The organism is Bacillota bacterium, from assembly GCA_029961055.1.
Lineage (GTDB): Bacteria > Bacillota > Sulfobacillia > JAIMAT01 > JAIMAT01 > JAIMAT01.
Map to the genome: position 1 here is coordinate 48,908 of JASBVM010000002.1, position 21,598 is coordinate 70,505.

Genomic DNA, 21,598 nt, shown 5'->3' on the forward strand with positions numbered 1-21,598 from the left:
GCTTGGGGTGCGGGGCGGGCCTCCGGGTGATCCGGGTGACGCCCGCCGCGGAGAGGGGAAGGCGACGTGCAGCTCTCGCCGAGGCTCCTGGCCATCGCGCGGCAAGTGCCCCCCGAGCGGGTCGTAGCCGACGTCGGCACCGACCACGCGCTCCTGCCGATCTACCTGGTCTCCACCGGGATCACCCCGCGGGCCATCGCTGTCGAGCTGCGCCGGGGGCCGCTGGACCAGGCCCGGCACAACGTCCAGAGCTTCGGGCTGGGCGACCAGGTGGAGCTCCGGCAGGGTGACGGCCTGGAGGCGCTGGCGCCGGGCGAGGCCGAGGTGGTGGTGATCGCGGGGGTGGGCGGCGACCGGATCGTGGAGATCCTGGAGCGCCAGCCCGACGTCCGCGCCAGCGTCCTCTGCTGGATCTTCCAGCCGATGAGCCAGGCCGGCGGCCTTCGCCGCTGGCTGGTCGCCCACGGCTACAGGCTGGCCGACGAGGAGCTGGTGGCCGAGGGCGACCGGATCTACGAGGTGATCCGGGCGCAACCGGGCCGGGAGCCGCCGCAGGAGGCGCTGGTGATGGAGATCGGTCCCCGGCTCTGGGAACGCCGCGAGCCGCTCCTGATCCCCCTCCTGCGGCGCAGGCTGGAAGAGGTCGAGGCGCGCCTCGCGCACCCCGCCCAGGCTCCCGGAGCCGGCGCCGGCGGGCGGAACGGGCTCGAGCGCCTGGCCGCGCGTCTCAACGAGATGCTGGCGGAGCTGGCCGGGCGGTAGGCCGTCCCGGGGAGGCCTCCTCCAGCGCCCGCCGGAGCGCCGGGAGCGCCGCCCGCCCCGCCTCGTAGCCGCGCGCCACCAGCTCGGGGGCTTCCCGGAAATCGACCAGGCTGACGTCCCGCACCTCCGGCCGGATCACCAGGGTCGCGTAGCGGTCGACCGTCAGCCGCGTGAGGGCGTCCCCCATCAGGTCCAAGGACTGGAGGCCGACCTCGATCGCGTTCCGGAGCGGCCGGCGCCGCCGATCGGCGAACCCCAGGTCGACGCCCACCGCCACCTCGACCCCCATGGCCCGGACCACGTCCACCGGCACCGCGTCCAGCACCCCGCCGTCCACCAGGAAGCGATCCCCGAGGCGAACGGGGGCGAAGAGCACCGGGATGGCGGTGCTGGCGCGGACCGCCTCGGGCACCGTCACCTCCGGCCCCTGGCGCGCTCTCTCGACGGCCTCCGCCAGGAGACGGGCGCGGGCGCCGGTGGAGAAGACGACGCGCTGGCCGCGGGTCAGGTCGGTGGCGACCACGGCCAGGGGGATCTTCAGCTCCTCGAAGCGGCGCTCGCCGATCCAGCGCTCCAGCTGCCGCTGGAGGCGGCGGCCCTGGATCAGCCCCAGCGGGTAGGGGGGCAGCCAGCCCTGGGGAAGTCCCAGCCAGGAGAGGAGCGCGCGCAGGAGCGCGGCCGCCAGGCGGAAGGGGTCCACCGGGTCGTAGAGGCGGCGGCCGTCCAGGGAGCGCCCCAGCGCCTCCATCTCCTGCGGCGTCCAGCCGGCGGCATAGAGGGCGGCCACCACCGCGCCGACGCTGGAGCCGGCCAGCGCGGCCGGGCGAAGGCCCGCCTCGAGCAGGGCCCGGAGCACGCCCACATGGGCGAAGCCGCGCAGCCCGCCCGCTCCCAGCGCCAGGCCGAAGGACGCAGCCCCTCCGCCGGGACCGGGCCGCCGGCCCGATGCCGGGTCGGCTCTCGCTTCGTTCATCGCCATTCCCCGGCACCAGGCTATGCGGGCTTCGCGCCGCGCCGCTCCCGTCTAGTAGACGAACTCGCGGATGTCGTAGAGCGAACGGCGGGGCCCCCGCGGCCAGAGCGGCGCCCGGATGGCCTCGTCCAGGCGTTGGCGCTGCCGCTCCAGCTCCGACGGCTCCAGACGCCGGATGCCCTCGGCGTCCATCGCCTTCTGGTAGGGGAGGCCGGGGATCTCGACGATGGGCGAGTAGTAGACCAGGTCGTCGGGTCCCAGCTCCATCTGGTTGAGGAGGTCGGCGGTGGCGCGGACGTGCTCCTCGTCGTAGGCGCTGCCGCCCGCGCCGAGGAGGAGGATGATGCCGACCGCCAGCCCGGCGCGGTGCAGGTTGGTCACCGCCTGGAGCGCCATGGAGGGGCGACCCGGCTTGTGCAGGAAGCGGCTCAGCGCCTCGCTCCCCGTCTCAAGCCCGAGGTAGACGCGGCGGAGGCCGCGCCCGGCGAGCGCCTGCAGCTCCGCCACCGACTTCTCGCGGGTGTGGAAGAGGTCCTGGAAGACGTAGAACCCCTCGTAGGTGCCCGGGTGCGACTCCACGTAGCGGAGCCTCTCGGCCGTGCTCCCGCCCGGGGCCAGCGGGAAGATCTCCGACGCCACCTCCAGCCAGCGGAGGAGCCGGTCGGTGGGGGCCATCAGCGCGTTCCCGTCGCCCAGGAAGAGCGTCCGCCGGCCCAGCGCGGTCTTCCCCAGGAAGTCGCGGACCGACTCGACGTGCCGGCGAAACTCCTCGACCGTCTTGACCGCGAAACGCCGGTCGCGGTAGAGGTCGCAGAAGGCGCACTTGTTGTACGAGCAGCCGTGGGTCGCCTGCAGGTAGATGGCGCGGTACTGGTCGGGCGGCAGGATCGTGATCGGCTGGTAGACCTCCAGGAAGCGCTCCGCGTCCTCCTCGAGCCGCTCTCCGTCCCAGGAGAGCGCCCGCTCGAGCCAGGGCTGTGCCAGCCGCTCCGGGGGGATCGAGGCATCCTCCAGGGCACGGGCCACCACCGGCGGGAGCTCCCAGCGGACGAGGCCGTCCCCCGCCTCCAGCTCCCGCAGCGCCTCCTGGGCCAGCTCCGCGGTGGTCTCGGCCAGGCGGGCCCGCTCCTCGGGAGCGAGCGGCCGCAACTCCTTGCGGGGACCCTCCGCCCCGGGGCGGAGGGAGCGCTGCAGCACCTGTCCCGAGAGCCCCCGCTGGTAGGTGACGCCGTCCAGGAAGATGGTGCTCCATCGCCCTTCGCGATCGAACGAGACGATGCGCCGGTGCTCCTGGCTGAGCGTGAGCGTGTCCGGTTTGATGCTGAACGTCCATTCCGCCATCGATCCCACCGCCTCGAAAGGGGGCCGGCTCTCAGCGGGCCGGCGCGCGGGCTTCCTCCTCCTCCAGTACGTTGAGGTCGGCGTCGAAGCGGACCGTCCTGCGCACCCCGTCGACGTCGTAGACGAGGGTGAACTCGCCGCCGCCCAGGTCACGCAGGTCGACCACCTCGCCGCGCCGCTTGAGGAGCATCAAGACGGTCTCCGGCTCGCAGTAGGCATTGTGGATGAACACGCCGTTCAGCGCGCCTCACCTCCGGGGGAACTCACCCGGTTTCCATGATAACCCGGCCAACCCGCCACCGCGGCCACAGGCTGGTGGCCGCGGCGCCATCTGCCGTTGACGGGACCGAAGCGGCGGGGGAACATAGGGTGGCGAGTTGCCCAGACGGTCGCGCGCGCGGCTTCGCGCGTGAGGAAAGTCCGAGCAGCACAGGGCAGGGTGCCGGGTAACACCCGGTGAGGGCGACCTCAAGGAAAGTGCCACAGAGAGAAGACCGCCGACGCGGCGGGGACGGATCGCCGGATCCGCCGCGGGCAAGGGTGAAAGGGTGCGGCAAGAGCGCACCGGGGCTTGGGCGACCGGCCCGTCATGGCAAACCCCACCCGCTGCAAGGCCGAATAGGGGAGGGATGATGCGGCCCGCGGACCTCCCGGGTTGGCCGCTCGAGGCGCCGGGCGACCGGCGCCCCAGATGGATGACCGTCCGCGACAGAACTCGGCTTACGGGCAACTCGCCCGCCTCACGTCCTGCGGGGCGGTCCGGCCTCCCCGGGTCGGCCTCCGTCCCCGGAGGACGGGGAGGACGGCGTCGGGCTCCCTTTGTCCCATGGTTCCGTTTTCGCCGTCAGTCTTGGACCGCTCCGACCTCGCCGCGGACGGCCGCCCCGTCGGGTCGCTCGCCCTCGCCGCCGGCGGGGGCGGCCGCCTCCGGCAGGCAGTGGGGGCACGGCCGGAACTTCTCGTCCAGGGCGGCCTGCAGGCTGTCCGGGATGAAGCCGACGGCCTTCCCCTGGCGAAGGACCTCCAGAGCTCCGCAATCGGGCGTCTCGCGAAGAAGATCGTGAACAAGGCGGCTCCCCGTGTCGCCGAGGAAACGCTGGGTGGAACGACTCGGCACGCCGTGCATCGTGGACACCTCCCTGGCCCGGGGCTCCGGCACGCCGCCGGGACCTCTTCCAGCCGTCACCCCGTCTCACTTTACCGCGCCTCCGCCCCTCCGGGCGCCACCGTTGGCGCCCGGCCGCGGACCGCCGGCACCCGGGGCGGTACAATGAGCCGGCGGGGAAGGGGGGTGGCCGCATGATCCGGCCGGAGGAGAGACTGGACGGAGCCGCCATGCGGGCGCTGGCCGAGGCCTGGCTGGCACGGCGCGGGGTCGCGCTGGGAGCCATCGCCGAGCTGGTCTTCGAGCTCCAGAAGAAGTATGTCCCCGGTCTCACCCTGGAGGAGTGCCGGGAGAGCGTCGAGCGCGTCCTGGACAAGCGGGAGGTTCAGAATGCCATCTTCACCGGGATCGCCCTGGACGAGCTGGCCGAGCGGGGCCTGCTGGACCCGCCCCTGGGCGACATGCTCCGCCGGGACGACGCCCTCTATGGCATCGACGAGGTGCTGGCGCTCTCCATCACCAATGTCTACGGCTCCATCGGCCTGACCAACTTCGGCTTTCTCGACAAGACCAAGCCGGGCGTGATCGGGCGCATCGACCGTGAGGACGGCCATGTCAACACCTTCCTGGACGACCTGGTCGCCGCGCTGGCGGCCGCGGCCGCAGCCCGCATCGCCCATGCGGCCCGCGACGGCGACATGCTGCCACCCGAACCTGCCTGACGCCTGCCCGGTCTGTCGCGCCGCCCCGCCGTCCGGTGCGCTCGCCCTGCGCGGTGGGTCTACCGGGAGGCCACCGGGCAGACGGCGCGGAAGGTGCAGGCAGGGCAGGCCGCCGGTTCTCCCGGGTAGTCGTCGGCCGTGCGCGCCTCGGCCAGCCGGGCCAGCGCCTCCCGCAACGCCTCCCCGGCCCGGGAGAGCCCGGCCGATCCGGCCGGCAGCACCGTCCGCTCGCCCGTCGCCAGCCAGTCCAGCTCCACCCGCGCCAGGGGCGCCTGGAAGGCGGGCGGCGCCAGGCGCGCGTAGGCGGCCGCCTGGAGGAGGTAGCGCTCGGCCGCGCCGGCGCCCTGGCCAGGACCGACCCGATCGGTCTTGAAGTCGACGATGACCAGACGGCCTTCGGCGTCCAGCCAGGCGCGGTCGAGGCGCCCGCTGAGCAGCCAGCCGTCCACCTCGCCGGCCAGCGGCAGCTCGCGCCAGAGGCGCCCGGCGCGGGCCGCCTCCAGCTGCTCGGACCAGACGGGGGAGGAGAGATACCGCCGCAGCTGCGCCACCAGTCGAGGAAGCGACCTCTCGACCCGCTCCTCCTCGTACCCCAGCAGGGCGGCCCGGCGGCGGATCCGCCGAACCAGCCAGCCGTCCGCATCCTCCGGCCCGCCGGCCTCGCCCCGCCCGCCGTCGACCTCCGGCAGCTCCTCCAACACGGCGTGGGTGAGGCTGCCGCGCTCCCCGGCGGAGAGCCCGGCCGCCTCCTCCGTCCGGCCGACACCGTCACCGGCCGGTGCCGTGCCGGGCGTCGCCCCGGCCGGCCGGGGCTCGGGCCAGTGGCGGACGTGGAGGTAGTAGAAGAGGCGCGGGCAGCGCCGCCAGTCGTTGAGAGCGGTGACGGGCAGCGGCAGGCCGGCCTCGGGCCGCTCCGGCGCCGGCGGCGGCGCCGACCAGGCGGGAGCGGCGGCGGGTGCGGCGGCCGGAGCCGCGGGACCGGGTACCGCCTCTTCCTCCGGCCGCTCCGGCAGGGCACCGGCCTCCAGCTGCTCCACCCGGACGGGGACGGTCTCCCCGCTCTCCGGATCCTCCAGAACCCGCTCGGGAGGAAGCGACCCCCCGCCGTCCGGCTCCAGCGCCCACCAGACCCAGTCCAGCCAGCTCCGCATCTCCTCCGGGGCGCGCGAGACGTGGGGCGTGGACCCGTTCCGCGAGGGCGCGGCGCTCAGCCAGACGTACTCGCGGGCGCGGGTGAGCGCCACGTAGAGGAGCCGCTTCCGCTCCTCCACGTCGGCCCGCCGGTCCTCTTCCTTGAGCCGGTCGTAGAGCGAGCGCGGGGCCTGGGCGCCCTCCACCGGCACCACCAGGCCCAGCTCCCGCCGGAAGAGCGGTCGGGGATCGCTCTTTCCCAGGAAGGAGCGCTCGAGCCGGGGCAGGATCACCCAGGGGAACTCGAGGCCCTTGGCCGCGTGGACCGTGAGCAGGTGGACGGCGTCCTCCTCCTCCACCTGAGGCGCCGGCTCGCCCTCGCGGTCGAGATCGAGCAGGGCTCTCAGCTCCTCGGCCACCTCGTCGGGGGTGACCAGGCCGCGCCGCTCGAGGCCGGCCACGCGGACGAGGAACCTCTCCAGGTTGGCGAAGCGCCGTTCGCGGTCGGGAAAGCCCGCCAGGGCCGCGAGGTACCCCGACTCCACCAGCGCCTCCTCCAGCAGGGCCGAGAGCGGGCGCCGGGGGAGCCTGCGGAGCCACTGCCCGAGAAGCCGCTGGGCCTCGAGCAGGCCCTGGCGGTCGCCGCCGCTCAGGCCAGGGTCGCGCAGGACGCCTCCGCGCTCCAACGCGGTCCAGATCGTCGCCGCGGGCTCCGCCTCCTGGCGCAGGCGGTCGCGGGCGCGGACCAGCCAGGTGAGGCCGGGGTCGCTGACGGCGAAGAAGGGCGAGCGGAGGAGGCCGGCCAGGGCGAGCTCGTCGCCGGGCGCGCGCAGCCAGCGGATCAGCTGGAGCAGGTCGCGCACCTCCTCGCGGCGGAAGTAGCCGCGGCCGGCTCCGACCACGAAGGGGAGGCCGGCCCGGCGGAGCGCCTCCTGCCAGGGGAGGAGGTCGTCCAGGGCGCTCGCCAGGACGGCGAAGTCGCCGTAGCGGGGCGGGCGCCGGGCGGGGCTGCCGCCGGGAGGAAGGTCCGGATCGGGCACCAGCGGCCGGCCCGCCGCGACCACCCGGCGGATGGCGTCGACCCCCAGCTCCGCCTCCCGGCGGCTCCGCTCCTGCTGGGTCACCGGCTCGGGCGGCGGCTCCAGGAGGGTGAGGCGGACCCGGGGCGCCTGGTGGGACTCCTCCCCGGCCTCGTCGCGGCCCCGGCCCGGCCGGCTGGGCTCGAAGACGACCTCGCCCCGGTCGGGGAGGAGGCGGCGGAAGAGGTGGTTGACGAAGGCGATCAGCCTCGGTTCGCTGCGGAAGTTGTGCGGCAGCGTCAGGCGGCGGCCGCCGTGGACCTCCATCTCGCCGGAGGCCGCGGCGAAGAGGCCGACGTCGGCACCGCGGAAGCGGTAGATGGACTGCTTCGGGTCGCCCACCAGGTAGAGCCGGCCCTGTCCGGGCCATCCCACCAGCAGGCGGAAGAGCGACCACTGGAGCCCGTCGGTATCCTGGAACTCGTCCACCAGGAGGGCGCGGAAGGGCGGTCGCTCTCCCCGCGCCGCCCGCCGTTCCAGGAGCTGGCGCGCCCGGTGGATGAGGTCGTCGAAGTCGACCGCCTCGCGCGCCTCCTTCTCCCGCGCGTAGGCGCCCGCCACCGCCTCCAGGAGGCGCAGGAAGCCGGGCGCCCGGGCGCGCCAGTGGAGATCCCCCACCAGGCCCTGAAGCTCCTCCACCGCGGAGCGGAGCTCCGCCATGGCCGGTTGGACCGCCCTGGCCAGGGCACCGCCGGTCTGTGACCGGATCTTCGCCAGCACCTCCTCCGCCTCGGGCGCCAGCGCCTCGAGCCCATCGCCCAGATCCTCCAGGCAGGGCTGGAGCGCCTCCAGCTCCCCCAGGCGCCGGCGTGTGGCCGGGGCGATCCCCTCCCGGGGGATCCGCAGCAGCCGCTCCATCGCCTGCCGGAGCCGCGCCACCGCTCCCGGCAGGAGCCGGCGCCGCGCCTCCAGGGTGCTCGCCGTCCGCTCCGCCACCTCCTCCGGGGCTGCGCCCTCGCGGCGGAGCTGCTCCAGCGCATCGAGAAGCCAGCGCCGCGCGCGCTCGGGCGCCAGCTCGGCCAGCACGGCGGCGGCTTCGGCGTCGGCGGCCGCCGTCTCGTGCAGGGCGCGGGCGGCCACCGCCCGCATCAGGATGCGCGCATCGTCCTCTTCCAGCACCCGGAAGCCGGGAACCAGGCCGGCTTCCAGGGGCGCCTGCCGGAGCAGGCGGGCGGCCAGGCTGTGGATGGTCCCCACCCAGGCCTGCTCCCCCAGGCGTTCCAGCCAGCGGCGCGCACGCGCGTCGCCCCGGCTCTGCAGCTCCTGGCGGAGACGGAGGCGGAGCTCGGCGCCGGCCCGCTCGGTGAAGGTGACGGCGGCCACCTCCTCGGGCTCCAGCCCTTCCTCCAGGAGCCGGAGGAAGCGAGCCACCAGCACCGCCGTCTTCCCCGACCCGGCCGCGGCGCTGATGACGAGGCTCCCGGAGGCCTCCACCGCCGCGCGCTGCTCATCCGTCCACTGCAGGCCCAGCGGCCGCCACCTCCCCTCGCGCCTCCCACCAGCGCCGCTTCGCCTGCAGCCGGGCCGGCTCCACCCGGCAGACCTCCCTGGCCGCGCAGTCGGGGGGGCAGTCCCGGGCGGGCAGGACCGGGAAACGACCGGCCTGGATCTCCCCGCCCACGTAGGCCAGCCGCTCCGGCAGCCGGTCCATCAGCTCCTGCCAGGCGGCCGGCTCGAGGTAGCCCGGCCTGGTCTGGCCCAGGTCGACCAGGGGCGCCGCCTCCTCGCGCCAGAGGCCGTGGCGCAGATCCAGGTCGCGCAGGTTGTACCAGGCGGCGCCCAGGACGGTGGCGCCGCGCTCGCGCTGCTGCCAGGCCAGGGCGTAGGCGGCCAGCTGGACGTCCTCCAGCTCCAGCGCCCGCCTCACGTCGCGCTGGGAGCGCTTGTAGTCGTAGATGACCACCCGGCCGTCCGCCGCGTCCACCCGGTCCGCGCGCCCCGGCAGCTGCCAGGTCGATCCGTCCGGCCCCGGGAAGCGGAGTTCCAGGTCCACCTCCACCGCCTCCGGCACCAGGTCGTAGCCCCGCCGGGCCCGCTCCGCCTCCGCCTGCAGCCAGTCGCGCAGTCGCCGCCGGAGCGTCTGCCGGGCTCCGGCGAGGACGGCGGGGGGCGGGAGCGCGCGCCGCTCCCACTCGTCCAGGAGCTCCTCCGCCCGCCGCTCGGCCTCCTCCCGTACCGCCCCGTCCGAGAGCGCGGAGAGGGGCTGGCCCAGCCGGGGCCGGAGCGTGGCGGCGAGGAGCCGGTGGAGCAGGTTTCCTTCCTCCAGGGGGGTGAAGGCCTGGTCCGGCTCGGGGAGGCTCCGGAGCCGCCACTCGTGGAGCACCAGGTATTGGAACGGGCAGACCAGGAAACTGTTGACGGCGGTCACGTCCAGGTGGGCGCCGCCGGCGTGGCGCGCGCCCAGGTAGCCGGCCAGCCTCGGGTCCCCGTCGAGCAGCCCCTGCCAGAGGTCCAGGCGGGCCGAGCGGCGACCCCTCTCGGCCGCCCGGCGCCGCGCCACGGAGGCTTCCCCCGGACCCAGGCCGCGGGCCACCACCGCCTGGAAGGGGGAGGGGAAGGGGAGGGGCCCGGGCGCGTGGGAGGCGCCGCCGCCCGCCACCCCGCCCCGCTCCGTCCCCTCCGCGGGCAGGAGGCTCGAGGGCTCCAGGAGATCCTTCCCCTCGAAGCGGGGCAGGCTGAGGCTGACCTCCTCGCCCGCCGCGGTCGCCAGCCGGAACAGGAAGCGCTCCCTGCGCCGCAGGCTCTCGCGGCTCTCCAGGCGGAGCCCGTGGCGTCGGAGCCGGGCGCGCACCGCCTCGCCCAGGAGGCCGTCGGGGTGGTACGCCTGGGGCCAGCCGCCCTCGTGCAGGCCCAGGAGAAGGACGTGGGGCGCCAGGAGCCCGCGCAGCTCCGAAGGGTGGAGGAGGCGCGGCGCGCCCGGCTCGGCCGGCCGCACCACCCGCTCCAGGGCGAGCGCCTGCCCCAGCCGCTCCAGGAAGCGCGGCCCGTCGACCCTCTCCGCCCCCTGCACCCGTTCCAGCTCGGCCTGGAGCGCCCGCAGCGCCTCCCACTCCCGGCGGCGCTCCGCCGCCTCCTCCGGCACAGGGGCCGCCAGCCGGCCGGGCGCCCCCAGCTCCTCCGCCAGCGCCAGCAAGGCGGCCAGGAGCTCAGCCGGGCGGCCCTCCTCGGGCAGCGCGCCGGCGAGGCGACCGCGCAGCTGCCGCCAGCCCTCCAGCAGCTCCGTCCACGGAAGCAGGCGCAGCTCGGGATCGGCCTCGGCCGTCTCGGCACGCCGTTCCAGCCGCCCCTCCCAGTCGCCGTCCAGCGCCTCGCCGGTGGCCGCCAGCGCGGCCAGGAGAAGGGCGGGTTCGCCCGGCGGCGACCAGAGGCCGCTCCGGAGGAGCGCGGCCGCGACCGGGGCGCCGGGTGCCCAGCGCGCCCGGCCGAGGCCGAGGAGCGCCTGCCCGGAGGGCGTCAGGTCGAGCCGCTCCTGGCGCTCGGGCAGCGGCAGGCCCGAGGCGCGGCAGGCGCGGAGCAGCTCGTCGCCGTAGAGGTCGGGGTTCCGCGCCACCAGCAGCGTCTCGCGGCCGGAGACGGTCCAGGCGAGGGCTTCGGCCACTTCCTGGCGGCGGTCGAGGGGGTGCAGGAGGCGCCACGAGGGCGGCGCGGCCGGTTCGGCGGCAGCGAAGGAGCCCGCTCCCGCCTCCGCCAGCGGCCGGAAGCTCTCCAGCGCCGCGAGGTCGGCCTCGTCCGCGGGATCGCCGCACCAGAGCAGGAAGGCTTCCTCCGGTCGCTCCGCCCCCTCGCCCAGGACGGCGGCCAGGGCTTCCGCCTGGGCCGGCGTCAGGTCGTGGAAACCGTCGAGCACCAGGTGCCGCGGCGCCGGTCGCCCGCGCTCCCGCGCCGCCGGTCGCCCGCGCTCCCGCGCCGCCCGGGCGAGGAGAAGGTATTCGGCCGCGCCGTCGCGGAAGCCGCCGGCGGCCGCCTCGCGGCGATAACGGGCATAGAGGAGGGCGAGCACCTCGGGAGGAAGCGGGGCCCTTCCCGCCGCCTCCCGCTCGACCTCCGCCCCGACGCGGCGGAGCAGCCCCTCCAGTTCCTCCGGCTCCACCGCCGCCTCCTCCAGCTCGAGGAGGAGGCCGGCCAGGGCGACCGCCAGGCGGGAGCGCTCGCCACGGCCCGCCAGCGGCCCGGCCCGGCCCTCCGCCTCCAGCTCGCGGACCAGCCGGCCGACCAGCCAGGCCCGCGCTGCCTCCCCCAGCGGTCGCAGGGGCCTGCCCCGCAGGGCCAGCTCCTCCTCCGCCCACTGGTGGAGCGTCACCACCCTCCCGCGCAGGAAGAGGGCCGGCCGCCGCGCCCACCCTCGCTCCACCTCCCGGCGCAGCGTGGCGGTGGCCACGAGCCAGAGCCAGTCGCCCTCCGGGGCGGCGGCCTCCATCCGGTCGCACAGCTCCTCCACGGCCCGCTGCCGCCGACGGGGTTCCAGGGTGGCCTGAAAGTGCCAGTTCACGGGCAGGCCACACCTCCGGTCCACCCTTCGCTCCGGGACGGGGAACACCCTCTTGTCGCGGGTGTTACCATCGGTCCATGGACGGGGGGCGACCGGCGATGCGGACCTGGCCCGAGGCCTACCGGCGCTTCGTGGAACTGTTCAACGAGGGGCGGTACTTCGAGAGCCACGAGGTCCTCGAGGACCTCTGGCGCGCTCGCGGGCACGACCCCTTCTACCAGGCGCTGATCATCGTCGCCGCCGCCCACGTCCACGCGGGGCGCGGCAATCCCCGCGGCTTCCGGCGCCACCTCCAGCAGGCGCTCCGCCTTTTGGCGCCCTACCCCGACCGTTTCCGCGGTCTGGACGTGGGGGCGCTCCGCGGCTGGATCCAGGAGACGCTGGAGCGCCAGGCCGCCGTGCCCGACGCGTTGCCCGGGCTGGGCCTGGCCCCCCTGCCACCGCTGGAGCTGGCGCCTCCGACCGGCGAGGCGGAGGCGGAGGAGGAGGGATCGGGATGAAGCTGTCGCTGCCGTCGCACGGAGCGCCCGACGAGGTCCGCGAGCGGATCTTCCGCAGCGCGACGCAGCTCTTCGCCCAGCAGGGCTTCGCCGGCACTTCCGTCCGCGCCATCGCCCAGGCCGCCAACACGACCAAGCCCATGATCTACTACTACTTCGGCAACAAGGAGCAGCTCTACCGCACGGTGGTCACCGAGCACCTCGAGCGCCTGGCGCAGGCGACCGAGGCGGCCCTGGCCCGGGCGCGGACGCTGGAGGCCGGAATCCGGCGGTTCGTCGTCCTCTACCTGCGCTACTTCGCCGGCTACGGTCCCTCCATGCAGATCGTGGCCCGGGAGATGTTCGGCTTCGGCGAGCAGCCGCTCCGCGACGTCCGCCAGCTCTACTTCGGCCGGCTGGTCGGCTCGCTGAGCACCTTCATGCAGCGGTTCCTGCCGCGCCCGCGCGGGCGCGAGACGCGGGTGGGAGCGTTGACCGTCCTGGGGATCGTCAACATCTTCCTGGTCGAGCGCTTGGTGGAGCCCGGCAGCCACCTGGACGTGCGCCGGGTGCTGGAGCAGGTGCTCAAGTTCTACCTGCCCGGCTTCTCCGGCCGCCAGGACAAAGGCGCGGCCGGCGCCTCGCCCCCGGTCCCGGCGAGGGAACCGCTCCCCGGCGTGGATGCGGCGCTGGAGACCAGGTAGGGGAGCGCCTCGCGGCCCAGCATCCCGGGTCGCAGGCCGAGGGCCGCCGCCTCACGGGTGACCGACTCCAGGGGAGCTTCCAGGAGCTCGGCCACGGTCCGGACCCCGACGGCGCGGCCGGCCACGATGCGTCGGCTGCCCAGCCGGTCGTCCAGGAGGGCGACGTCCAGCGCCCCGCACATCAGGTAGCCTCGATCGCCGCTCACCACGGCCAGGTGGGTGCGGGGCAGTTCGATCTCGATTCCGGTGGCGGTGACACCGTCGACGACGACGGGGAAGAGCCTGACCACTTTGGTCCACCTCCGGCCTGAGTCGAGGGGGGCGTCCCCCGCGGCACGGTATATGTGCGGCCCGAGGACGAGGTGCGGAGGAGGCCGGGCGGGAGGGAGCGGACGTGGCGGCACACGTGATCCTGGTCTTTGTCGACGGCGTGGGCGTGCCGTCGCACGCCCGGGGCAGCCCGTTCGACGACCCGGGCCTCCCCACTTGGCGCATCCTGGGGGGCGACCTGCCTCCGGAAGGCCGCGAGCCCCGGGAGGGCAGGCTGGCCACGCTGGTTCCCGTCGACGCCGGCCTCGGTCTGCCCGGTCTTCCACAGAGCGCGACCGGGCAGACCGCCCTGCTCACCGGGGTGAACGCCGCGGCCCGCCTGGGACGCCACCGGAGCGGGCAGCCCACGCCGACCCTGATCCGCCTCCTGCGCGCGGACAACCTGCTCCTCCGCCTCCGCGGAGCCGGCCTGCCGGTGGCCCTGGCCAACTCCCACAGCGACGGCTTCCTCCGGTGGTTCGCCCGGATGCGCGAACTCTGGCTGGCCCAGGAAGGCGCCCGGGGCCGCGTCGACCTCCACCTCCACCCGCCCGATCCGGGCCGCCCGGCTTGGCTCCGACCGCCCGCCAGCGCCTGGGCTGCGGACGTGGCCGGCGTCCCGCTCCGCGGCCCGAAGGAGCTGGAGCGCGGTCTCGCCGTTCCGCACGACCTGGGCCCCGACCCGGCCGAGGCGGGGCGGCGTCTGGCACAGTTGGGGCGGCTTCACGCCTTCACGCTCTTCGAGTACTGGCTGACCGACGAGGCGGGTCACCGCAGGGAAGCCTCCCTGATCCGCGCGCGGCTGCACGCCCTGGACTCCTTCCTGGGCGCGCTGCTGGAGGCGAGCGATCTCTCCGAGACGCTGCTGCTGGTGGCGAGCGACCATGGTAACGTGGAGGAGCCGGCGAGCCGGCGGCATACCACCAACCCGGCCTTCCTGGCGCTGGCGGGGGCGGGGCGGGAGAGGCTGGTGCCCCGCCTGCGCAGCCTGGTGGACGTGGCGGGAGCGGTGCAGGAGGCGCTGGGCGTATCCGCCCGCCAACCGATGGCGGCCGGGCCGGCGGCCCGGGGATGATGGGATGGAGGCGATGGCGATGCGGATCCGCGACCTGATGAGCCGTCCGGTGATCTCCGTCCCGCCGTCGATGAGCCTGCGCGACGCCTGGCAGATCGTCCGGGAGCACGGTTTCCGCCACCTTCCCGTGGCGGAGGGCGACAGGCTGGTGGGGATGATCTCCGACCGTGACCTGCGGGACGCCGCTCCCTCCTCGTTGGAGAGCCGGCCGGATACCACCGCCTTCGACCGGACGCCTGTCCGCTACGTGATGATCACGCCCGTGGAGACCATCGGACCCGACGAGCCGGTGGAAGAGGCGGCGGCGCTCATGCTGGACCGGAAGGTGAGCGCCCTCCCGGTGGTGGACGAGAGCGGTGCGCTGGTGGGCATCGTCAGCACCAGCGACCTCTTGCGCCACTTGGCCGTGCTGACCGGCGTGCTGGCGTCCGGGAGCTCGCGGATCGAGGTCCGGCTGCCCCACGACCCGGGGGCGCTGGGGCGGCTGGGGGGTGCGCTGCAGCAGGCAGGCCTCTGCGCGCTCAGCCTGCTCAGCCAGCCAGAAGGCGAAGGCTGCCGCCTCATCCTCCGGCTGGAGGGGATCGACCCTCGCCCTGCCGTGGAGAGCCTTCGGGCCGCGGGTTTCGAGGTGAGCTGGCCCGGGGAGGGCGACTGAGCCACGGCAGCGAGGTGCAGAGCGGAATTCTAAGATATAGAGTTCAGAGGGTGGGAGAAAGGGGGAGCGCCCGTGTCCGTCTCTGCCTTGGATGGCGGTCAGGGGGCCGTCTGGGAGAACCCCGGCGACGAGATCCTCGCGGATCTCCTGCGCCGCGCGCGGACCGTGGCGGTGGTGGGGCTGTCGCCCCGGCCGGAGCGGCCCAGCCATGACGTGGCCCGCTATCTGCAGGAGCACGGCTACCGCATCGTGCCCGTCAACCCCGGCCACGACGAGATCCTCGGCGAGCGCTCGTATCCCAGCGTGGAGAGTATCCCGGCGGAACTGGCCGTGGACGTGGTCGATGTCTTCCGCCGGCCCGAGGAGGTTCCGGGGGTGGTGGAGCAGGTGCTGCGCCGCGGCTCCGTCGGCGCCCTCTGGCTCCAGCTTGGCGTGATCGCCCCGGAGGCCGCCCGGAAGGCGCGGGATGCGGGCCTCCTGGTGGTCATGGACCGCTGTATGAAGGTGGAACATCGCCGCCTCCTCGGTGACTGAGCCGGGGTCGATCTTCCACCGGCCCCCGTCCTTCCCCGCGGTATAATGCAGCGAGCGGAAGGAGGTCGACGGTGGGCTACCGCTACTTCACGGTCGCCGAGGCGAACGTCCTGTTGCCCTTTCTCGAGGATCGGATCCTGATGCTGCAACGGCTGCTCCGGGAAGGTCGACAGCACGCCGAGGCCAGCGAGCGTATCCGGGCGGTGGGCCGGCGGCCGGATGGCCGTCTGATCATGCGGCTTGACTACCGCCTGGAACGCCAGGCGATGCGCCACCTCCTGCGGGAGGGGCGAGCCCTGATCGCGGAGTTGGAGGAGCTGGGTTGCCAGCTCCGCGACGTGGAGATGGGCGTGGTCGATTTCCCGGCCCTGGTGGAGGGCCGGGACGTGATGCTCTGCTGGCAGGCTGGCGAGAGTTTCGTCGGTCATTATCACGGGGTGCATGACGGATTCGGCGACCGGCGGCCGCTGTCGCCCGAGTCCGAGCGCCTGCCCGCCGTTCGCCGCCGTCCCCGCTGACCGCCGGACCGGACGGCGCCGGCGCGCAGGCCGATGGTTCCCCGCCCCGCATACCGGTTGGGAGGGTTGCACCCGTGGCGGTCCTCCTGAAGGATGACCTCAGCCAGGAGCTTCCGGTGCTTCTCGCCGACCAGGAGTGGTTGGCGGCCTTGCGCGTCCTGCCATCGGTGGACTCGACCAACGAGGTCCTCAAGCGCTGGGCGGCCGAGGGCGCCGAGGAGTGGAGCGTGGTGGTGGCCGAGGAGCAGGCCAGCGGCCGGGCCGCGGGAGGCAGGCGCTGGTATTCGCCCAGCGGCGGCGGCCTCTGGCTCTCGGCCCTGCTCCGCCCCGGAGTCCAACGGGGCGAAGCCGGCATCCTGACCCTGGCGGCGGCCGTCGCCGCCGCCGAGGCGGTCGAGGAGCAGGCAGGGCTGGCCCCGCAGATCGTCTGGCCGGGCGAACTGCAACTGTCGGGGAGGACCTTCGGCGGGGTCTTCGTCGAGATCTCCTACCAGGGTCACCGCCCCTCCGTGGCCGTGGTGGGCGTGGGCATGGACGTCAACCTGACCGCGCTGGACCTGCCCCCCGCGGTTCGCCTCCCCACCACCTCGCTGGTGCGGGCGCTGGGCCGGCCGGTGCCGCGCGCCGAGCTGGGGCGTACCCTCCTGGTCCGGCTGCACGAACGGGTGGAGGAATTGAGGGCGGGACGCCTGGCGGCGGTGCTGGCCGCGTACGTGGCACGGGCGGGCGGGCTCGGCGGAGAGGTGACGCTGGTGCAGGGCGCGCGGCGGACCGAGGGGCGGCTGATGGCGATCCGCGCCGACGGCGGCATCGAGCTGGTGCTGGCGGACGGCCAGCTGCTGGTGGCGCACAGCGGCCGGCTCTCGTTGGACCGTGTCAGACGTGAAAGGTAGAGCGGCATGCTGGGCAAGCTCACCGACGTCCCGGGCATCCGGGTGGGTCACGCCGACGATCAGGAAGCGCTGACCGGCTGCACCGTCGTCCTCGCCGACCGGCCGGCGGTGGCGGGGGTGGACGTGCGCGGCTCGGCGCCGGGGACCCGGGAGACCGACCTGCTCCGCCCGGGCCGGCTGGTCCAGCGGGTCGACGCCGTGCTGCTCACAGGCGGGAGCGCCTTCGGTTTGGCGGCGGCCGATGGCGTCATGCGCTGGCTGGAGGAGCACGGGCGAGGCTACCAGGCGGGCGAGGTGCGGGTTCCCATCGTGCCTGCGGCCGTCATCTACGATCTCGACCTGGGGCGGGCTGACCGGCGGCCGGATGCCGAGATGGGGTATCTGGCCGCGTCGCGGGCCACGCTCGACTTCGCGGAGGGGAACGTGGGCGCCGGCTGCGGCGCCACGGTGGGGAAGGCGCTGGGCATCGCCCGGGCGACCAAGTCGGGTCTCGGCTCGGCCGCGCTCCGGCTGGACAGCGGCGTGACGGTGGGTGCCTTGGCCGTCGTCAACGCCTTCGGAGAGATCCGCGATCCGGAGACGGGGGCGCGGGTGGCGGGTCCCACCAACCCGCTGACGGGTGAGCCGGTGGACACCCTGGAGCTCCTCCGCTCGGCACGGGAGCTGGGCAACCTGGGACTGGGCCACACCACCCTGGTGGTGGTGGCCACCGACGCGCGGCTGACCAAGGAAGAGGCGAACAAGGTGGCAGAGATGGCCCACGACGGGCTGGCCCGGGCCATCGTCCCCGTTCACACCCTGTTCGACGGCGACACCGTCTTCGCGCTCTCGACCGGGGATCGGGCGGCCGCGGTCTCGGTGGTGGGCGCTCTGGCCGCGCGGGCGACGGAGCTCGCGATCCTGCGAGCCGTGCGGACAGCCCGGCCTGCGGGAGGTTTGCGGGCCGCCGAGCCGGCGGAGGGCTAGGCGCCGCTCCGCGCGCGGGGTTAGACTCAGGGGAAGCGGCGGCCATCCGCGACGCCGGCGGGTCCGCGGGCTCTCGCGGCGCCGGGTCGACACCGCCAGGAGGGGTCGGGCGACATGGTCGAGATGGTCGTCCTCAACGTGGGGGCGCTCAACGGCGAGCCGGACCAGCATCTCATGCTCCTGCAGGAGGTGAAGGGGAACCGGCTGCTGGCCATCAACATCGGCAGCGCCGAAGCCGCCTCCATCGCACTGGCTCTCCGGGAGATCGAGGTGCCGCGACCGCAGACGCACGACCTCCTGGCCACACTGATCCGCCGGCTGCAAGCACGCCTGATCCGCGTCATCATCCACGACCTCCGCGACGATACCTTCTACGCCCAGCTGGACCTCGACACGGAGCAGGGGGTGCAGGAGATCGACTGCCGGCCCAGCGACGCGGTGGCGCTGGCCGCGCGGACCGGGGCGCCGATCCTGGTGAGCGAGGCGGTCCTGGAGAAAGCGGCCTTTGTGGCTCCGGAGAGAGGCCAACAAGAGGAGTGAGAGCGAGACCCGGCCGGCGGCCGTGCGCGGGCCGCGCATGGGTCGCGTGCGTGGCCGCCGCCTCGTCGCCTCGATCTTCCCGGAAGGAAGGGACACCTTGAAGCACGTGGTCAGTGTCAGCCTGGGATCCTCGACCCGCGACCACCGGGTGGAGGTGGAGCTGCTCGGCGAGCGCTTTCTCGTCGAGCGCCGCGGCACCGACGGCGACATGGCCCGCGCGGTGGCCCTCATCCGCGAGCTGGACGGTCGCGTCGACTGCTTCGGCATGGGCGGCATCGACCTGTACCTGGCGGCAGGGCGCCGGCGCTACATCCTGCGCGACGCCGTCAGGCTGGCTCGGGCCGCCCGGAAGACGCCCATCGTCGACGGGAGCGGCCTGAAGGACACCCTGGAGCGGATGGTGGTCCAGCAGCTGGCGGCGGACCCGAACATGGGCCTGCGCGGCGCCCGGGTCCTGCTGGTCTCCGCCATGGACCGGTTCGGCATGGCGGAGGCGCTGGTCGAGGCCGGAGCGGTGGTCACCTTCGGCGACTTCCTCTTCGCGCTCGGCCTGCCCATCCCGCTCCACTCGCTGGGGACGCTCGCCCTCCTGGCCCGCCTGCTGGTGCCGGTGGTAGCCCAGCTTCCCTTCGCCCTGCTCTACCCCGTGGGCCGGGAGCAGGAGCGGATCACCGCCTCACCCCGGTACACCCGCTGGTACCTCGAGCACCGGTGGATCGCCGGGGACTGGCTGTACATCCGGCGCCACCTGCCGGACCGGCTGACGGGGCAGACGATTCTGACCAACACCGTCACGGCCGCGGATATCGACCTCCTCCGGCAGCGCGGAGCGGGCAGGCTGGTGACCACCACGCCCCAGTTCGGAGGGCGGTCGTTCGGCACCAACGTGATGGAGGCGCTGCTGGTCGCGGCTTCGGGGCGTCGACCCGAGGAGTTGACGGCGGAGGAGTATAGGCGGATGCTGGAGCAACTCGGCTTCCGCCCACATATCGAGGAGCTTGGACCCGGTGCGCCAGCTGCCACCACGGCGGCGTCCGGCTCCCAACACCGCGAGGCCCGTCCCGACGAGCCGTGAGCGGAGATCCAGGCAGGTGAACGTGACGATGGACGAATCCCAGGTGATCTTGACCGAGGAAGGACTGCGCAAGCTGGAGCGCGAGCTCGAGGAGCTGAAGACCGTCCGCCGCAAGGAAGTCGCCGAGCGCATCAAGGTGGCGCGCGGCTACGGCGACCTCTCGGAGAACTCCGAGTACGACGCGGCCAAGAACGAGCAGGCTTTCATCGAGGGGCGGATCGCCGCCCTCGAGAAGGTGTTGCGGAACGCGCAGATGGTGGACGAGGAGAACATCGACCCGGATGTGGTCAACGTCGGCTCCCGCGTGGAGGTGGAGGACCTGGACAGCGGGGACCGGATGGAACTGCGCATCGTCGGCTCCAGCGAGGCCGACCCGGCGCATGCCAGCATCTCCTACCAGTCGCCCGTCGGCCGCGCGCTGATGGGTGGTCGCGCCGGCACCACCGTCGAGGTCGGTCTTCCGGACGGCCGGGCGCGCTTCCGGATCCTCTCGGTGCGTCGCTGAGACGGCGGTGTGGACGGGTGGATCCCAGACCGGCGAACACGCCCGAACAGGAGCAGATCGCGGCCCGCGCCGCGAAGTTGGAGACCTTCCGGGCCGCGGGTATGGACCCTTATGGCGGCCGTTTCGAGACGAGCGGCCACGCCGCGGACTTCAAGGAACGGTTCGATGCGCTGGAAGGCCGGCAGGTCCGCTGTGCAGGCCGGTTGATGGCGATCCGCGCCCACGGCCGCGCCACCTTCGCCGACCTGCAGGACCGGACGGGACGGATCCAGCTCCATGCCCGTGCCGACCTGCTGGGCGAAGCCGGGTACGAGCTCTTCGGGCAGCTGGACGTGGGCGACGTGATCGGTGCCGTCGGCCGCCTCTTCCGCACCCGGCGGGGCGAGGTGACGGTCGAGCTGGAGGGCTGGACGCTCCTGGCCAAGGCGCTCCGGCCGCTGCCCGACAAGTGGCACGGGCTGAAGGACGTGGACGTCCGCTACAGGCAGCGTTACCTCGATCTGATCGTCCGTCCGGAGACGGTGCGCACCTTCGTCCTGCGCAGCGAGCTGATCCGGGAGACGCGGCGCTTCCTGGACGAGCGGGGCTTCCTCGAGGTGGAGACGCCGATGATGGCACCGCTGGCAGGCGGCGCCAGTGCACGCCCCTTCGTCACGCATCACAACGCCCTCGACCTCGACCTCTACCTGAGGATCGCCACGGAGCTCCACCTGAAGCGCCTGATCGTGGGCGGGCTGGAGCGGGTCTACGAGATCGGCCGCGTCTTCCGCAACGAAGGGATCTCGACGCGGCACAACCCGGAGTTCACCATGCTCGAGCTCTACCAGGCCTACGCGGACTACACGGACATGATGCGGATCACGCAGGAGCTTCTCCAGCACCTCGCCCGGCGGCTGCTGGGCTCGACGCGCCTGGTCTACCAGGGCGACGAGATCGAGCTGGGCGGCGATTGGCCGCGCCTCTCCATGGTGGAGGCGATCCGCCAGGAGACCGGCCGCGATCCCTTCGAATGGCTGGACGACGACGAGGCCGCGCGGTCCGAGGCACGACGGCTGGGCGTCGAGGTGCCGTCCACCGCCACCGGCGGCCAGGTGCTGGACGAGCTCTTCGAGAAGAGGATCCAGCCCCGCCTGGTCCAGCCCACCTTCGTGATCGACCACCCGGTGGCGGTCTCGCCGCTGGCCCGGAGGAAGGAGAGCGACCCGCGGCTCACCTACCGCTTCGAGCTGATGATCCGCGGCATGGAGCTGGCCAACGCCTTCTCCGAGCTGAACGATCCTGCCGACCAGCGCCGGCGCTTCCTCGCGCAGATGGAGGAGCGGCGGCGCGGCAACGCCGAGGCGCAGAGCCTGGACGAAGATTACATCCGGGCTCTGGAGTACGGCCTGCCGCCCACCGGAGGGCTGGGTATCGGCATGGACCGGTTGGCCATGCTCTTCACCGACTCGCCCTCCATCCGCGATGTCATCCTCTTCCCCTTGATGCGGCCTGAGGAAGGCAGGCAGGGCGGCTGACCCGCGGCCGACGGGGCGACCGGACCGGCTTGACAGGCCGGGTACCGGGCTCTAAACTCGTTGTGCCGCTGAGCCGGGTGAAACGAACGACAGGCAAGAGTTGGGCGTTGACGGTTCAGCAGGGCGCGGATAGCATGAAAGATTGCCGGCGCTGCTCCGGGCGAAGGAACCGGGGCTCCGCGGATCGGTCCTTGAAAACCGCACAGGGGGAGGCTCCGCCGGGAGTGGA

20 protein-coding genes, 1 other RNA gene and 1 pseudogene are annotated in these 21,598 nt (G+C 73.9%); 15 read left to right on the plus strand and 7 right to left on the minus strand.

The window, feature by feature from the left end; genetic code table 11:
• Positions 1–66 precede the first annotated feature (66 nt).
• Entirely contained in the window at positions 67–762 is a 696-nt protein-coding gene (locus QJR14_00870; protein MDI3316179.1) for a class I SAM-dependent methyltransferase, read from the plus strand.
• Here QJR14_00870 and QJR14_00875 read toward each other — a convergent pair.
• Genes QJR14_00875 through QJR14_00885 form a run of 3 tightly spaced genes read right to left on the minus strand, consistent with a single transcriptional unit; the run spans position 728 to position 3,308 of the window.
• Positions 728–1,735: a patatin-like phospholipase family protein gene (locus QJR14_00875; GenBank protein MDI3316180.1), complete on the minus strand. Its 1,008-nt coding sequence runs from the start codon at positions 1,733–1,735 to the stop codon at positions 728–730. The genes QJR14_00870 and QJR14_00875 overlap by 35 nt on opposite strands.
• Before the next feature lie 51 nt (positions 1,736–1,786).
• Positions 1,787–3,076, minus strand: coding sequence for a radical SAM protein (locus QJR14_00880; protein MDI3316181.1), 1,290 nt, complete (start codon positions 3,074–3,076; stop codon positions 1,787–1,789).
• A gap of 31 nt (positions 3,077–3,107) precedes the next feature.
• On the minus strand, positions 3,108–3,308 hold the full coding sequence (locus tag QJR14_00885; protein ID MDI3316182.1) for a hypothetical protein: 201 nt from the start codon (positions 3,306–3,308) through the stop codon (positions 3,108–3,110).
• Between the two features lie 141 nt (positions 3,309–3,449).
• On the opposite strand from QJR14_00885, the gene rnpB reads away from it, so the two are divergent.
• An RNA gene (rnpB, locus tag QJR14_00890) (RNase P RNA component class A) lies at positions 3,450–3,814 on the plus strand.
• A 106-nt stretch (positions 3,815–3,920) separates the two neighbouring features.
• Here rnpB and QJR14_00895 read toward each other — a convergent pair.
• Positions 3,921–4,211, minus strand: a complete 291-nt coding sequence (locus tag QJR14_00895) for a hypothetical protein (protein ID MDI3316183.1) — start codon at positions 4,209–4,211, stop codon at positions 3,921–3,923.
• Between the two features lie 200 nt (positions 4,212–4,411).
• Between QJR14_00895 and QJR14_00900 the strand changes: the two genes are divergently transcribed.
• Positions 4,412–4,903 (plus strand): phosphatidylglycerophosphatase A, encoded by a 492-nt coding sequence (locus QJR14_00900; GenBank protein MDI3316184.1) that lies wholly within the window; start codon positions 4,412–4,414, stop codon positions 4,901–4,903.
• Between the two features lie 59 nt (positions 4,904–4,962).
• On the opposite strand, the gene QJR14_00905 is transcribed toward QJR14_00900, so the two are convergent.
• Positions 4,963–8,547 (minus strand): UvrD-helicase domain-containing protein, encoded by a 3,585-nt coding sequence (locus QJR14_00905; GenBank protein ID MDI3316185.1) that lies wholly within the window; start codon positions 8,545–8,547, stop codon positions 4,963–4,965.
• A gap of 13 nt (positions 8,548–8,560) precedes the next feature.
• Entirely contained in the window at positions 8,561–11,602 is a 3,042-nt protein-coding gene (locus QJR14_00910; protein ID MDI3316186.1) for a PD-(D/E)XK nuclease family protein, read from the minus strand.
• A 98-nt stretch (positions 11,603–11,700) separates the two neighbouring features.
• Between QJR14_00910 and QJR14_00915 the strand changes: the two genes are divergently transcribed.
• Together QJR14_00915 and QJR14_00920 are read left to right on the plus strand one after the other, a co-directional pair.
• The gene (locus tag QJR14_00915) at positions 11,701–12,102 is read left to right on the plus strand and encodes a DUF309 domain-containing protein (GenBank protein ID MDI3316187.1); all 402 of its coding nucleotides are present in this window, start codon (positions 11,701–11,703) and stop codon (positions 12,100–12,102) included.
• Complete coding sequence (locus tag QJR14_00920) at positions 12,099–12,785, plus strand: TetR/AcrR family transcriptional regulator (GenBank protein ID MDI3316188.1); 687 nt, start codon at positions 12,099–12,101, stop codon at positions 12,783–12,785. The genes QJR14_00915 and QJR14_00920 overlap by 4 nt, the downstream gene beginning before the upstream one ends.
• Here QJR14_00920 and QJR14_00925 read toward each other — a convergent pair.
• Positions 12,776–13,075: pseudogene (locus tag QJR14_00925) on the minus strand (DUF1805 domain-containing protein). The gene QJR14_00920 and the pseudogene QJR14_00925 overlap by 10 nt on opposite strands.
• Positions 13,076–13,179: 104 nt before the next feature.
• Here QJR14_00925 and QJR14_00930 point away from each other — a divergent pair.
• From QJR14_00930 to lysS, 10 genes are all read left to right on the plus strand, one after another.
• Positions 13,180–14,169 (plus strand): alkaline phosphatase family protein, encoded by a 990-nt coding sequence (locus QJR14_00930; protein ID MDI3316189.1) that lies wholly within the window; start codon positions 13,180–13,182, stop codon positions 14,167–14,169.
• A gap of 13 nt (positions 14,170–14,182) precedes the next feature.
• Positions 14,183–14,824, plus strand: a complete 642-nt coding sequence (locus tag QJR14_00935) for a CBS and ACT domain-containing protein (protein MDI3316190.1) — start codon at positions 14,183–14,185, stop codon at positions 14,822–14,824.
• A gap of 132 nt (positions 14,825–14,956) precedes the next feature.
• The gene (locus QJR14_00940) at positions 14,957–15,358 is read left to right on the plus strand and encodes a CoA-binding protein (GenBank protein ID MDI3316191.1); all 402 of its coding nucleotides are present in this window, start codon (positions 14,957–14,959) and stop codon (positions 15,356–15,358) included.
• A 71-nt stretch (positions 15,359–15,429) separates the two neighbouring features.
• Positions 15,430–15,876 carry a DUF2203 domain-containing protein gene (locus QJR14_00945; protein MDI3316192.1) on the plus strand — a complete coding sequence of 149 codons (447 nt, stop codon included), beginning with the start codon at positions 15,430–15,432 and terminating at the stop codon, positions 15,874–15,876.
• Between the two features lie 74 nt (positions 15,877–15,950).
• On the plus strand, positions 15,951–16,769 hold the full coding sequence (locus QJR14_00950; GenBank protein MDI3316193.1) for a biotin--[acetyl-CoA-carboxylase] ligase: 819 nt from the start codon (positions 15,951–15,953) through the stop codon (positions 16,767–16,769).
• A gap of 6 nt (positions 16,770–16,775) precedes the next feature.
• Positions 16,776–17,735 (plus strand): P1 family peptidase, encoded by a 960-nt coding sequence (locus tag QJR14_00955; protein ID MDI3316194.1) that lies wholly within the window; start codon positions 16,776–16,778, stop codon positions 17,733–17,735.
• Between the two features lie 114 nt (positions 17,736–17,849).
• Entirely contained in the window at positions 17,850–18,275 is a 426-nt protein-coding gene (locus tag QJR14_00960) for a bifunctional nuclease family protein (GenBank protein ID MDI3316195.1), read from the plus strand.
• A 97-nt stretch (positions 18,276–18,372) separates the two neighbouring features.
• Positions 18,373–19,350, plus strand: a complete 978-nt coding sequence (locus QJR14_00965; protein ID MDI3316196.1) for a quinate 5-dehydrogenase — start codon at positions 18,373–18,375, stop codon at positions 19,348–19,350.
• 28 nt (positions 19,351–19,378) lie between these two features.
• On the plus strand, positions 19,379–19,855 hold the full coding sequence (gene greA / locus QJR14_00970; GenBank protein MDI3316197.1) for a transcription elongation factor GreA: 477 nt from the start codon (positions 19,379–19,381) through the stop codon (positions 19,853–19,855).
• A 17-nt stretch (positions 19,856–19,872) separates the two neighbouring features.
• A complete protein-coding gene (gene lysS, locus QJR14_00975; GenBank protein MDI3316198.1) occupies positions 19,873–21,369 on the plus strand; it encodes a lysine--tRNA ligase in 1,497 nt (498 codons plus the stop codon).
• The last annotated feature ends 229 nt before the right edge of the window (positions 21,370–21,598 follow it).